14 protein-coding genes are annotated in these 12,506 nt (G+C 59.8%); 8 read left to right on the top strand and 6 right to left on the bottom strand.

What is annotated here, in order from left to right:
* Window positions 1-116 precede the first annotated feature (116 nt).
* The gene (locus R0J87_RS01905) at window positions 117-731 is read left to right on the top strand and encodes a hypothetical protein (protein ID WP_498884000.1); all 615 of its coding nucleotides are present in this window, start codon (window positions 117-119) and stop codon (window positions 729-731) included.
* 11 nt (window positions 732-742) lie between these two features.
* Here the strand turns inward: R0J87_RS01905 and R0J87_RS01900 are convergent, their stop codons facing one another.
* Window positions 743-1,615, bottom strand: a complete 873-nt coding sequence (locus tag R0J87_RS01900) for an ATP-binding protein (protein WP_498883998.1) — start codon at window positions 1,613-1,615, stop codon at window positions 743-745.
* Window positions 1,616-1,712: 97 nt separating this feature from the next.
* Here R0J87_RS01900 and R0J87_RS01895 point away from each other — a divergent pair, with 97 nt between their 5' ends.
* Both R0J87_RS01895 and R0J87_RS01890 read left to right on the top strand, forming a co-directional pair.
* Window positions 1,713-2,516, top strand: a complete 804-nt coding sequence (locus R0J87_RS01895) for a M48 family metallopeptidase (protein WP_404344803.1) — start codon at window positions 1,713-1,715, stop codon at window positions 2,514-2,516.
* Window positions 2,517-2,534: 18 nt separating this feature from the next.
* Window positions 2,535-2,792, top strand: coding sequence for a hypothetical protein (locus R0J87_RS01890; protein WP_404344802.1), 258 nt, complete (start codon window positions 2,535-2,537; stop codon window positions 2,790-2,792).
* 119 nt (window positions 2,793-2,911) lie between these two features.
* Here the strand turns inward: R0J87_RS01890 and aroE are convergent, their stop codons facing one another.
* From aroE to R0J87_RS01865, 5 genes are all read right to left on the bottom strand, one after another.
* The gene (gene aroE / locus R0J87_RS01885) at window positions 2,912-3,730 is read right to left on the bottom strand and encodes a shikimate dehydrogenase (protein WP_498883995.1); all 819 of its coding nucleotides are present in this window, start codon (window positions 3,728-3,730) and stop codon (window positions 2,912-2,914) included.
* 9 nt (window positions 3,731-3,739) lie between these two features.
* Window positions 3,740-4,672 carry an oxygen-dependent coproporphyrinogen oxidase gene (gene hemF, locus R0J87_RS01880; RefSeq protein WP_498883993.1) on the bottom strand — a complete coding sequence of 311 codons (933 nt, stop codon included), beginning with the start codon at window positions 4,670-4,672 and terminating at the stop codon, window positions 3,740-3,742.
* Window positions 4,673-4,741: 69 nt separating this feature from the next.
* The gene (gene tsaC, locus R0J87_RS01875) at window positions 4,742-5,299 is read right to left on the bottom strand and encodes an L-threonylcarbamoyladenylate synthase type 1 TsaC (RefSeq protein ID WP_498883991.1); all 558 of its coding nucleotides are present in this window, start codon (window positions 5,297-5,299) and stop codon (window positions 4,742-4,744) included.
* Between the two features lie 49 nt (window positions 5,300-5,348).
* Window positions 5,349-6,506 carry a DNA-processing protein DprA gene (gene dprA / locus R0J87_RS01870; protein ID WP_498883989.1) on the bottom strand — a complete coding sequence of 386 codons (1,158 nt, stop codon included), beginning with the start codon at window positions 6,504-6,506 and terminating at the stop codon, window positions 5,349-5,351.
* A 34-nt stretch (window positions 6,507-6,540) separates the two neighbouring features.
* Window positions 6,541-7,587, bottom strand: a complete 1,047-nt coding sequence (locus R0J87_RS01865; RefSeq protein WP_498883987.1) for a LysM peptidoglycan-binding domain-containing protein — start codon at window positions 7,585-7,587, stop codon at window positions 6,541-6,543.
* Between the two features lie 176 nt (window positions 7,588-7,763).
* On the opposite strand from R0J87_RS01865, the gene def reads away from it, so the two are divergent.
* The 5 genes from def to trkA all read left to right on the top strand — a co-directional run bounded on the left by def (window position 7,764) and on the right by trkA (window position 12,478).
* The gene (def, locus tag R0J87_RS01860; protein WP_498883985.1) at window positions 7,764-8,276 is read left to right on the top strand and encodes a peptide deformylase; all 513 of its coding nucleotides are present in this window, start codon (window positions 7,764-7,766) and stop codon (window positions 8,274-8,276) included.
* Window positions 8,277-8,426: 150 nt separating this feature from the next.
* The gene (gene fmt / locus R0J87_RS01855; protein WP_498883983.1) at window positions 8,427-9,413 is read left to right on the top strand and encodes a methionyl-tRNA formyltransferase; all 987 of its coding nucleotides are present in this window, start codon (window positions 8,427-8,429) and stop codon (window positions 9,411-9,413) included.
* Window positions 9,410-10,744 carry a 16S rRNA (cytosine(967)-C(5))-methyltransferase RsmB gene (gene rsmB / locus R0J87_RS01850; protein WP_498883981.1) on the top strand — a complete coding sequence of 445 codons (1,335 nt, stop codon included), beginning with the start codon at window positions 9,410-9,412 and terminating at the stop codon, window positions 10,742-10,744. Before fmt ends, rsmB begins: the two co-directional genes overlap by 4 nt.
* A gap of 42 nt (window positions 10,745-10,786) precedes the next feature.
* Window positions 10,787-10,993: a dodecin gene (locus R0J87_RS01845; protein WP_188637640.1), complete on the top strand. Its 207-nt coding sequence runs from the start codon at window positions 10,787-10,789 to the stop codon at window positions 10,991-10,993.
* Window positions 10,994-11,104: 111 nt separating this feature from the next.
* On the top strand, window positions 11,105-12,478 hold the full coding sequence (gene trkA / locus R0J87_RS01840) for a Trk system potassium transporter TrkA (RefSeq protein ID WP_404344793.1): 1,374 nt from the start codon (window positions 11,105-11,107) through the stop codon (window positions 12,476-12,478).
* Window positions 12,479-12,506 lie beyond the last annotated feature (28 nt).

The following is a 12,506-nucleotide window of genomic DNA, read 5'->3' as shown; positions in this document are numbered from 1 at the left end:
TTTATTACCCTCTCCAACAGCAAATCTGCTTGACAGACACCCTCGCCCGCCCTCAAATAGCGGCGCTTTTCGGCACTCGCCACCTAGACTCTCTGCCCTTCTTAGGAGGGATATACATGCCCTACGTTTTTCGTCGCGGACGCGGCTTAGTTTTACTGCTGCTGGCCAGCTTACTAACCGGCTGCCTGGCGCTGCCCCAAACGGGGCTATTTGCGTTTCGTTTGGCGGTCACATCGCTGGGTATTGAAGACGTACGCATTGGTCCTTACAGCGTCAACGCCGGGCTGGATACCAGCGACCTTTCAGGCTTGCTGGCTTCTAGCCTGGGCGCAGGCAGCTTGCCGGTGCAGGCCACATTGGCCATGGGGCTTGGCTTACCTGTCGGCATGCCCCCAGTGGAGATGTCGGGCTTTGGCTGGACGCTGGATATGCCCGGAGTTGACCCGGTACAAGGCCAGTATGAGCAGGATGTCACTCTGACGTCTGGAGAAGACGCCAATCTTCGCCTGCCCGTAGCCTTTGATGTGCTGGCCGCCGACCATCAGCAAATGTCGCCGATGCTGGAGCTGGCGAGCCAACTCGCCAGCCAAGGCGAGCTACCTGCGGGCAGTGAGCTCGCCATCACCCCAGGCGACCTGCGCGGCCTGGGTATGACGCTACCTTCTGGCCTGCTCACTCCCACCATTCGCTTAAACGTCGGTGCCGATGGGCAGTTAATTCCCCAACGCTAAGTCTTAGCGCGCTATTCCTGGCGCTCATGCAGCCGTTTGCGGCCCACGTACTGGGCCGCAAACTGCCACGCCGTCCGGCCGCTTCGCCCGCCGCGCAGCGTAGCAAAACGAACCGCCTCCGCACGCGCTGCATCATCCCAGTCCTGCTTCTCGCCAATACGGCCCACCCAGTGTTCGCATACTTCAAGATAGGTCGCTTGGCTAAACGGATGGAAGCCGAGCCACAGGCCGAAACGGTCTGACAGCGAGATTTTCTCTTCCACTGCATCGCCGTGATGTAACTCTTCGCCTACCAACCGTGAACCGCTGTTGTCATCCATCGACTCCGGCAGCAGGTGGCGACGGTTGGAGGTGGCATAGAGCAGTACGTTGTCCGGCGGCCCCGTCAGCGCCCCATCCAGCACGCTCTTAAGCGCTTTATAGGCATCGTCGTTGCCTTCAAACGACAGGTCGTCGCAATACACCACAAAGCGGTGCGGCTGATGACGCAGTTGTTCCACCAGCAGCGGTAGGCTTGCTAGGTCATGGCGATCGACCTGGATCAACCGCAGGCCTTCACTGGCCAGCGAGTTCAGCAGCGCGCGTACCACTGACGACTTACCGCTGCCACGGGAACCCCAAAGCAGCGCATGGTTAGCTGGTAGGCCCTGCAAAAAGGCGCGGGTGTTGTCCACCAACGCCAGCTTCTGGCGCTCGATGCCCAGCAGGTCGTCCAGCGTCATGGTATCTCTTGGGGGCACCGGCACTAACCGCCCGCCCAGCGGGTGGCGCTGCCAAATCGCCGCGACATGGCTGTCCCATTCCACGGGTTCAGGCGCAGGTGGCAGCCAGTGGTCAACATGATCAAGTAACCGCGCTAGGCGCTGGCTTAATTCAGCATCCATTGTCATCCTCAGAGTGCGTTATGATAGGGGTTGATTTACCACTGTCAGTGGTTATCTTGTGTGCAAGGATCCCCACTCGTCTATAAGGAAACTGTCTATGCGTTGGCTTCGCCCATTAGCGGTTACGGCACTATGCGCTTCAATCGCGGCCTGTTCGACCTCACCTACCGGTCGCTCGCAGCTACTGCTGCTCTCCGAAGATCAGCTCAACCAAATGGGCCAGCAGGCCTTCGCGGAGTACCAGCAGAATATTCCAACCGCGGGCCAGGCGAGCCACCGCTACGTACAGTGCATTACCAATGCCATTGTCGATGTACTGCCCGACGAGCAGCGCAATCTTGACTGGCAAATTCGTGTGTTTGAGTCCGAACAGCCGAACGCCTTCGCCCTTCCTGGCGGCTACATGGGTGTAAACACCGGCATGCTGGATATCGCCACCAGCCAGGACCAGTTAGCCTCCGTGGTCGGTCATGAAATTGGCCACGTGCTGGCGCGCCACGCCAACGAACGCGCCTCCACCCAAAGCGCTACGTCATTGGGTCTTTCAGTGATCTCCAGCACCTCCGGCATGCAAACACCGGCAGGCCAGCAGATGATGGGGGTTCTGGGTATGGGCGCTGAGTACGGCATCGCGCTGCCTTTCTCACGCCGTCATGAAAGCGAAGCCGATGTGATTGGCCTGCAATTAATGGCGCAAGCGGGCTTTGATCCGCGTGACAGCGTTACCCTGTGGGAAAATATGCAGGCAGCCTCTGGCGGCGGCTCGCCTCCCGCGTGGATGTCGACGCACCCCAGCCAAGGCCAGCGGATTCAAGGCCTGCAAGCCAATATGGAGCAGGCACTGGCTACCTACGAGCAGGCTCGCTCTAGCGGCCGCACACCCAACTGCCCGCGACCGTAGCGGCCACCCGAGGTTTCAATGATCCGATTGGGTTTACTGCTGTTAGTGCTGCCAATTCTGGTGCTACTGGGCGTCTATTTTTGGGAGTTGGGCGACGTACGCGCCTGCCAGCTTGAAGGCGGCTACTGGAACTATCTAGACAGCACCTGCAACAATACGCCACAGCCTTTTGTATCGTGGTTAGAGCGCTCACCGCTACTGGTCAACGGCGGTATGCTGCTCTCGGTGGTGGGGTTGGTGATGTGTATGGTGGGATTTTATACCAAGCCGCGTTAGCGCGACCCGATTCACTCGATCAAGCTAGCTAGATTAAGTAACGATGGGGGCACTCGCCCCCATCGCCATATCTAGTAGTTGGGTGTCTTAATAGCTGAGCGTCTTAATAGTAGAGCAACTTAATAGTTGAGCGACTGCCGCAGCTGCGTGCGCACGCTGGCCGTTTCAGGCCGCACGTTGCGCCATAGGAAAAACGACTCGGCAGCCTGTTCGACCAGCATTCCCAAACCATCCAGCAGCTTGGCTCCTCGCGGCCCCGCCCACTGAAGAAACACCGTCGGCTCTGCGCCGTACATCATGTCATAGGCCCACGCGCCTTCGGCAAACAGCGCTTCCGGAAGCGGCGGCAACTCGCCGGAAAGGCTAGCACTGGTGCCGTTAATCACCAAGTCAAACGGCCCTTTCACCGAGGCAAAACCACCGCCTTGGATACTTCCCAGATCAGCGAATGCTTCAGCCAACTGTTCGGCTTTGTCGGCGGTGCGGTTTGCCACCACCACCTCGCTGGGTTGCTCTGCTAACAGCGGCTCTAGAATGCCACGCACGGCTCCGCCTGCGCCGAGCACCAGCACGCGCTTGCCCGCTAATGCTACGCGGTGATAAGCCAAATCCCGTACCAGCCCAACGCCATCGGTCGTGTCACCGTAGGTACGCCCATTGCCGCCTACAATCAGCGTATTGACTGCCTGAGCGCGCTTGGCACGGTGGCTAAGCGTATCGCACAGGGCAAAGGCATCACTTTTAAAGGGTACGGTCACGTTCGCGCCCCGGCCACCATCGGCGACAAACGCTCGCCAAGCGTCAGCGAAACCCTCCACAGGGGCAAGCTCTGCGGTGTAGGCCATGGCTTGCTGGGTTTGGCTGGCAAACTCGCCGTGAATCAGGGGCGATTTCGAGTGCTTAATAGGGTTGCCAAATACGCAGTAACGGTCAGTCATCGAAGCTCCTTAGGCGTTGCTCTGCTGGGCAGCCTCAGCCAGCCAATCGCGTGGTAACAAGTAGTCGTGCAGCGCTGCTTCGCGGCTACCAGGCTCCGGAGTAAAGGCGTACTCCCAGCGGGCCAGTGGCGGCATGGACATCAAAATCGACTCCGTACGCCCGCCGCTTTGCAGGCCAAACAGCGTGCCACGGTCCCAGACTAGGTTGAACTCCACGTAGCGACCGCGGCGATAAAGCTGGAAGTCACGCTCGCGTTCGCCCCACGCATCCTGCTTGCGGCGCTCGACAATCGGAAGGTAAGCATCCAGAAAGCTGTCGCCCACCGCGCGCTGAAACGCGAAGCACTCTTCAAAGCTGCCTTCGTTCAGGTCATCAAAAAATAGCCCACCAACGCCGCGGGTCTCTTCGCGGTGTTTTAGATAGAAGTAGTCATCGCACCAGGTTTTATAGCGCTCATAAACGCCTTCACCAAAGGGCGCGCAGGCGTCTTGGGCCACTTGGTGCCAGTGCACCACGTCTTCAAATACCGGGTAATAGGGGGTTAAGTCAAAGCCGCCGCCAAACCACCATACCGGTGGCTCTCCCTCTTTTTCGGCAATAAAGAAGCGAACGTTGCCGTGGCTCGTAGGCACGTTGGGGTTTTCTGGATGCATCACCCAAGAAACACCCACTGCGTGAAAGCTGCGCCCGGCTAACTCCGGCCGTGCCGCCGTCGCGGAAGGCGGCAACTGGGCGCCAAACACATGGGAAAAATTGACCCCGCCTTTTTCAAAAATAGCGCCTTCCACCATGACGCGGGAGCGCCCACCGCCGCCCTCTTCACGCTGCCAGCTATCCTCCTTAAACGCGGCACGGCCATCGGCAGCGGAAAGGCCTGCACACAGCCGCTCCTGCAGGTCGAGAAGGTAGGCTTTAACGTCGTCTAGGTGCTCGTGAGCCACAGTAACTCCTGGTGAGGTGAATCGTGAATGGTGAGTCGTTGGCGATGATTACAGGTAGTGCGCGGGGCGCTAGGCGCGCATGACTTTACCCGTCACTAGATCTCTGATGGTGCTGGGCTTGGCATTGCCACCAAGTTCACCTGCCGTAATAGCAGCGACCTCATCACCAAAAATGGTGTCGACTTCTTCTGCGCTCATGGCAGGAGGGTCGCCAGCTCGGTTGGCGGAGGTGGAGACAAGCGGCCCACCGAAGGCTTCGCAGAGTGCTTTCATTAACGGGTGGTCGGTAACCCTCAGGGCAACGCTTTGGTGGGCACCTCGCACTAGGCCGTGGCTTCTGCCGTTATCCGGTACAAGCCACGTATTCGGGCCAGGCCAGCTGGCGGCCAGCGGGGCATGAAGCGATAGCGGCAGCTGCGTTAACCAAGGCTGGAACTGCTGAATACTGGCCGCGACGAGAATCACGCCCTTGGCAGGGTCGCGCTCTTTCATACGCATGAGATGCGCCAGCGCTTCATCGTTATCAGGGTCACAGCTGAGCCCCCATACGGCTTCTGTGGGGCAAGCAATCACACCGCCTGCACGTAGCGCACTTACCGCTGCATTCACGTCAACCGCCGCTTTCATAGACGCTCCTGAATAAGCTCTTAGACGATTAAAAAGTGGAATAGGCATCTTACCACGGCGCTGCGAGCCTCACCCAGCCACCCGCCTGCTGTGCCACCTTGCCATCCAGCTCTAGCATGAGAAGCCGCTGTTGGCACTCACTCACGGACACTCCCGTGTGCTGAACCAGCGTATCAATCGGCGTAGGCACCGGGCCAAGGGCGTTTAACAAGCTATCGCCAGGTCGAGCCTCTATATCGGATGATTCCTCGGGCAGTTCAGGCGCTGGCTCTGCGCTGTTTACCGTCTGCGCCGTGGATAGCCCTTTGGATAGCCCTGTAGGTAAATAGTGCGGCACCCAGTGCTGCAACTCCTCGATGATATCGTCCACATGGCGTACTAAGGTGGCCCCTGTTCGCAGCAATTGCAGGCAGCCACGGGCTTGCACATTGTGCAACGACCCCGGCAGCGCAAACAGCTCGCGGCCTTGCTCAAGCGCTAGGCGCGCGCTGACCAGTGAGCCACTTTTCTCGGTAGCTTCTACCACGAGTGTGCCTAACGAGAGGCCCGTCACAATTCGGTTACGGCGGGGAAAGAAGGCTGGCCTGGCCACCGTGCCCGGTGGATGCTCAGAGAGCAAAAGGCCACCGGGCAACGACCCTAACTGCTCATGTAAATCTCGATGGCGGGCAGGGTAAATCACATCGACCCCGCAGCCCAGCACGGCAATCGAGCGTCCACCGGCGGCTAACGCGGCACGCTGGGCAACGCCATCTATCCCCAGCGCCATACCGCTCACCACGCACCAACCGCGATTGGCTAACTCGCGGGCAAACGCTTGGGCATGGCCACTCCCTTCAGACGTTGGGCGGCGCGTTCCTACCATGGCAAGCCCAGGGCCTTCTAATGCACTCAGATCCCCTTGAGCCCACAACACCACCGGCGGGTCAGGCAGTTGGTTGAGCAGTGCGGGCCACGCAGGATGGTCGCGATGCAGTAAGTGGCGGCGTGGTGCTTTCTGCAGCCAGGCAAGCGTTTCATCCACCGCCTGTTGCAGCGGGCTGCGCTCTGGCTGCGACAGCCACAGTCGCAGCGCATTGGCGGCATTGCTGGGTAGAGTCGCTAGCCAACCCTGTGGCCATTGGGGCTTGCGTGCCACCATTTGCGCAATTCGCGCAGCGCCCATACCGGGCAAAGCATTGACCGCCAGCCACTCCTTGGCGTCCATAGAGTTCCCCTTATATTCTGTTATGTCACGATGCCTATTGCGTGGGCGTGCGCACGCTGTCGCCTACCTCCAGCACCCGCGAGGCCTGCATTACCAAGGCGTAGCTCATATGGTTATAGGGCCTGAACACCATCACCAAGCCAGCTTCTGTTTCGGGTAACCGGAGCAATTCCTGGGTGCGCGGGTCGTTAACCAGCTCCCCTTGCTGGTTCACACGCAGCACATGCCCTGGCTGAAGGCCATCTTGCGAACCGAGATCCAACGCTACTATCTGCAGGCGTCCAATAAATCGCACTCCGCCGGGTACCGCAACAATCTGACCCGCCACATCATTCAACGGTGCCCGGGGCATAAAGGTATCGCTGAGCTCGCGGTCCTCAAGCGGCAGCAAGATGTCGTTATTACGCACCTCTTGGTAAGCGCTAAGCACTTCTATACGGGCAATATCCCCTTCGCCACTCACATAGCGCGCTTCACCAATATTGATCAGTTCGTCGCCCAGCAGCGTGCCATCGGCCGCGATATAAGGCTCACCTGGGCGGTAAATCCCCAGCGTCCCTCTTGCTGGCACCTGCCCACGGACATACAAGGTATCGCCCGCTCCGCTAATTAAGCGCTGATTATCACCACCGACCACATATGCAAGTTCCTGCAGGTTTTCGCCTGGTTCGACCACCCGGTGCTCGCGCAGGAAAGAGCGCACCACCTCCATCGGAATCGGCGTGATGGCTTCGCGCTCCGGCACGGTACGCATTTGCGGCGAGAGTTTGACGATGCCCTGGCCGCGCTCCAAGCTTAAGCACGGCTGGCCTTGGCAAGTTCCCAGTAGCAGCACGTCGCCGGGGTAAATGAGGTGCGGATTACGCACCTGCGGATTCGCCTGCCACAAAGAGGGCCACTGCCAGGGAGAGTGTAAATAACGGGCCGAGATGTCCCAAAGCGTATCGCCTGGCACCACCTCATAGCGCTGCGGGGCATCATGGCGCAGCCCTTCCAAAGCCGAGGCTGCCTGACTGGCCAGCATCGCCCACGTTAAGAGCACGCCAAAGACGCTATAATAAAGAGGCTTTCGGGCCACCATCCGGTTCTCCCCAGGCAGTCGTTGATGAAGCGATTGAAGAGGGCCACACGGTGTCACGCGTGCCCAGGAACGCTATCAGCATGATATAGTGGCTAATAGTAAAGCAGTTAGGCGCGCTGACACAGGTTAGCCGCTAGCTCATCTTAAAGACTCAGCATAACGGTGATTGTAACGCCATGGCCAAACTTCCTATTCTCGAATTCCCCGACGAGCGCCTGCGCACCAAGGCGGTACCGGTGGAAACCGTTGACGACGAGGTCCGCCAGCTCGTCGACGATATGTTGGAGACCATGTACGACGCGCGCGGCATCGGCCTTGCCGCGACGCAAATCGATGTGCATCGCCGCGTGGTGGTGATGGATGTCAGCGACGATAACTCCCAGCCGCTGGTGCTGATTAACCCGCGCTACGAGCCTATTGGCGATGCCAAAGAGCCGCTCTCTGAGGGCTGTTTGTCGATCCCTGAGTACTACGCCGAAGTGCCGCGCTACCTGAAAGTGAAGCTCAATGCGCTGGACCGTAACGGCGTGCCTTACGAGCTGGAAGCGGATGGCCTGCTGGCCCATTGCATTCAACATGAGTACGACCACCTGGAAGGCGTACTGTTTGTGGATTACCTCTCGCCGCTCAAGCGCGACCGGGTGATGAAAAAAATGCAAAAACGCCACAAGCTGATCAACGACGCCTGATCTACGTTTGCCATAGGCGACTGGCCGAGCTGACACGCTGATACCCGTAGGCCTTTCTCTGCGGGCTACAGCGCTGCCTCTCGGCCTTTATGCGTTTCATACCCGGCATCTTTCTCTCGTCATCCTCTCGTCACTTAAGGGCTCACCACCATGTCACCGTTACGCGTTGTTTTTGCTGGTACGCCAGACTTCGCCGCCTCAAGCCTTGCTGCCGTACTCGACAGCGAGCACGAAGTCGTCGCGGTTTACACTCAGCCAGATCGCCCCGCAGGCCGTGGGCGTAAGCTCACCCCCAGTCCCGTCAAACAATTGGCGCAAGAGCACGGGCTGCCGGTGTACCAACCCGCTAGCCTAAAAGACACCGACGCCCAAGCCGAGCTTGCCGCGTTAAACGCCGATGTAATGGTCGTTGTTGCCTACGGTCTGCTGCTACCCCAAGCAGTGCTGGACACGCCGCGCTTAGGCTGCATTAACGTGCACGCCTCGCTGCTGCCCCGCTGGCGCGGCGCGGCGCCGATTCAGCGAGCCATTGAAGCCGGTGACAGCGCCTCCGGCGTCACGATTATGCAAATGGATGCAGGGCTGGATACCGGCGCCATGCTGTACGAAGTGCGCACTCCAATCACCTCCCGCACCACGGGCGGCGACCTGCATGACCGGCTAGCGATTCAAGGCGCCAATGCGCTGGTGAACGTGTTGGACCAGTTGGACAGCGACAGCCTAGCAGCCACGCCGCAGCCAGACGAAGGGGTCACCTACGCCGCCAAGCTCAGCAAAGCCGAGGCCGAGCTAGACTTTACCCAGCCCGCCGAGCAGTTGGCGCGTAAAATCCGTGCCTTTAACCCGTGGCCGGTGGCCTGGTGCACGCTGGGCAGCGACCGCCTGCGGCTTTTAATGGCCAGCGTAGAAGACGGCGAGCAGCCGCCTTCGCCCCCCGGCACGCTGCTGGAGCATGGCGATGAGCACCTGCGCATTGCCTGCGGTGAACAGGGCCAGCAAGTACTGTGCGTTAGCCGCGCTCAACTGCCAGGCGGCAAAGCCATGGCCGTACGCGACTTATTAAACGCTCGCCAAACGTCTCTCACCGTAGGCACTCGTCTCGGGCAACCCTCACCCTCACAAGGAGCTCACCCATGAGCCAGCAACGTCCAGCCAAAGGCGGCAGCGGCATCGATGTTCGCGCAGCGGCCGCCCGCAGACTCGTCCCGGTGCTCACCGATAAGGGCTCACTCGCTGGGCTAGATGAGCATAGCGTTGTGGCTCGTGACCGCAGCCTGTTAAAAGAGCTCTGCTACGGCACTTGCCGCCGCTTACCGCGCTTACAGGCGCTGGCCAATCAGTTGCTCAAGCAACCATTTAAAAAGCGCGATGCGGATGTTCACGCCCTGCTGTTAGTGGGCATCTATCAGCTGCTCTACATGCGTATTCCTGCCCACGCGGCGGTGGGCGAAACCGCTGGTGCTGCCCGCCTGCTGGGTAAAGAGTGGGCTACAAGAGTGCTTAATGGCTGCCTACGCCGCCTACAGCGTGAAGCCGAGGCGCTGCAAGCGGTCGTTGATCGCGATGAAAGCGTGGCTCTGGAACACCCACCCTGGCTGCTGGACGCCTTGCGCACGGCTTGGCCCGAACAGTGGCGTGCAATTGCCAAGGCCAATAATGAACCCGGCCCGATGACACTGCGCGTCAATCAGCACCATAACGACCGCGAAGCTTACCTACAGCAGCTCACCGAGCAGGGCTTAGAGGGTCATCTCTGTTTGCACGCCCCCGATGGCATTACCTTGACCACTCCCTGCGATGTGTCGGTGCTGCCCGGTTTTGAACAGGGCCACGTGAGCGTTCAAGATGAAGCCGCTCAGCTGTCGGCCGCGCTGCTTGGGCCCACCCTGGCACCTCGCCCTGGCGCTCACGTGCTAGACGCCTGCTGCGCCCCTGGCGGCAAAACCGCCCACTTGTTAGAGCAGTTTGATATTGCGCTAACCGCCCTTGATAGCGATAACCAACGGCTGGCGCGGGTGGACGATACGCTTAACCGCCTAGGACTTAGCGCCGAGCTGAAGCATGCCGATGCGACTACCCACGACTGGTGGGGCGGCACGCCGTTTGACGCTATCTTGCTAGACGCACCCTGCTCGGGCACCGGCGTGATTCGTCGTCATCCGGATATCAAAACGCTGCGTCGCAAAGAAGACATTCGTCAGCTGGCTAAGCTGCAGCGCCAGCTGCTGGATAATTTATGGACGCTGCTGCGCCCCGGCGGCACGCTGCTGTACGCCACCTGCTCGGTGCTGCCCGAAGAGAACGCCGCGCAAATCGATGCCTTTGTTGCCCGCACGCCGGATGCACGGGTCACCACGCCCCATGATGTGGCGTGGGGTGAGCCAAGCGGGCACGGTCGCCAACTGTTTCCGGCCGAAAGCAGTCACGATGGCTTTTTTTATGCCAGACTAGAAAAGCGCACTGCCTAGGCGGTTGCCCGGCAGTGAATTCATGACAAGGATGGAGCAAACATGAGTCATCACACGTACAAACATATTGAGCTTACTGGGTCTTCCGAGAAAGGTATTGAGGAAGCCGTACAGAACGCACTCGCGAAAGCATCAGAAAGCGTTCACAACATGCGCTGGCTCGAAGTCACCGACACCCGTGGTCATATTGAAGATGGCCGTGTCGCCCACTGGCAGGTAACGGTGAAAGTCGGCTTTACGATGGAGTAATCCCTACCTGCTTTTCGACGGCGGCTGGTTTACACTGGCCGCCGTCTTTATTGCAGCGCACACCTCCTGCCGAGAATGCGCTGGCGCTTATAACGGAACCGATGCTCAGCAATGAAAATCATCATTCTTGGCGCCGGCCAGGTCGGCGGCACCCTAGCGGAGCACCTCGCCCGCGAGGAGAACGACATCACCGTCGTCGATACCGACGGCGCAAAACTGCGCGAACTGCACACCAAGCTGGATATCCGCACGGTGACCGGCGCGGGCTCCTACCCTATTGTGCTGCGCCAAGCGGGCTGTGAAGACGCCGACATGCTAATCGCGGTGACCAACACCGACGAGATCAACATGATCGCCTGTCAGGTGGCCCACACGCTGTTTCGCACGCCCACCAAAATTGCCCGGGTGCGCTCCACCGCTTACCTCACTCGTAAAGGGCTGTTCGCCCACGAAGCCATTCCCATCGACGTGCTGATCAGCCCCGAGCAGGTGGTCACCGACCATGTGCGCCGCTTGATCGAACACCCTGGCGCGCTACAGGTGCTGGAGTTTGCCGGGGGTTTAGTGCAGCTGGTGGCGGTGAAAGCCTTCTACGGCGGCCCGCTGGTGGGTCAGGATCTGGCTTTTCTGGGCAAGCATATGCCTAACGTGGAAACCCGCGTGGCGGCGATTTACCGCCGCAACCGGCCAATCATTCCCCGTGGCGACACGGTGATTGAAGCTGACGACGAGGTGTTCTTCCTGGCCGCCCGTCGGGATATCCGCGCCGTAATGAGCGAGATGCGCAAGGTCGAGCGGGATTTTCGCCGGGTAGTGATTGCCGGGGGGGGCAATATCGGCGAGCGGCTGGCGGAGCACTTAGAGCACAGCCATCAGGTGAAGATCATCGAGCACAGCCTGGAGCGCTGCACCACGCTTTCCGAGCGGCTGGATCGCACCGTGGTGCTCCACGGCAGCGCCACCAGCAAGCGGCTGCTGGAAGAGGAGAATATCGAAGACTGCGATATCTTCTGCGCACTGACCAACGACGACGAAGTGAACATCATGTCGTCGCTGCTCGCGAAACGGCTTGGGGCGAAGAAGGTACTTACGCTGATCAACAACGCGGCCTACGTGGATTTGGTGCAGGGCGGCGATATCGACATCGCCATTTCCCCTCAGCAGGCAACCATCGGCAGCCTGCTGACCCACGTGCGCCGGGGCGATATCGTCAATGTGCACTCGCTGCGCCGGGGCGCGGCGGAGGCCATTGAGGCCATCGCCCACGGCGATAAGCAGTCGTCGAAAGTGGTGGGCCGTACGATTGCCGAGATCAACTTGCCTGAAGGCACCACCATCGGTGCCATTGTGCGGGGCAAAGAGGTCATTATCGCCCACGGCGATGTGCTGGTAGAGAGTGGCGACCACCTGATTCTGTTTGTGATCGATAAACGCCGCATCCGCGATGTGGAGCGCCTGTTCCAAGTGGGCCTAACGTTTTTCTAAGGATCGTGCCAGCGTGATGATACAGCTA

The organism is Halomonas sp. SIMBA_159 (assembly GCF_046536035.1).
GTDB lineage: Bacteria > Pseudomonadota > Gammaproteobacteria > Pseudomonadales > Halomonadaceae > Vreelandella > Vreelandella venusta_A.
The sequence above is the reverse complement of the archived record's forward strand: the minus strand, read 5'-3'. Positions and strand labels throughout refer to the sequence as shown.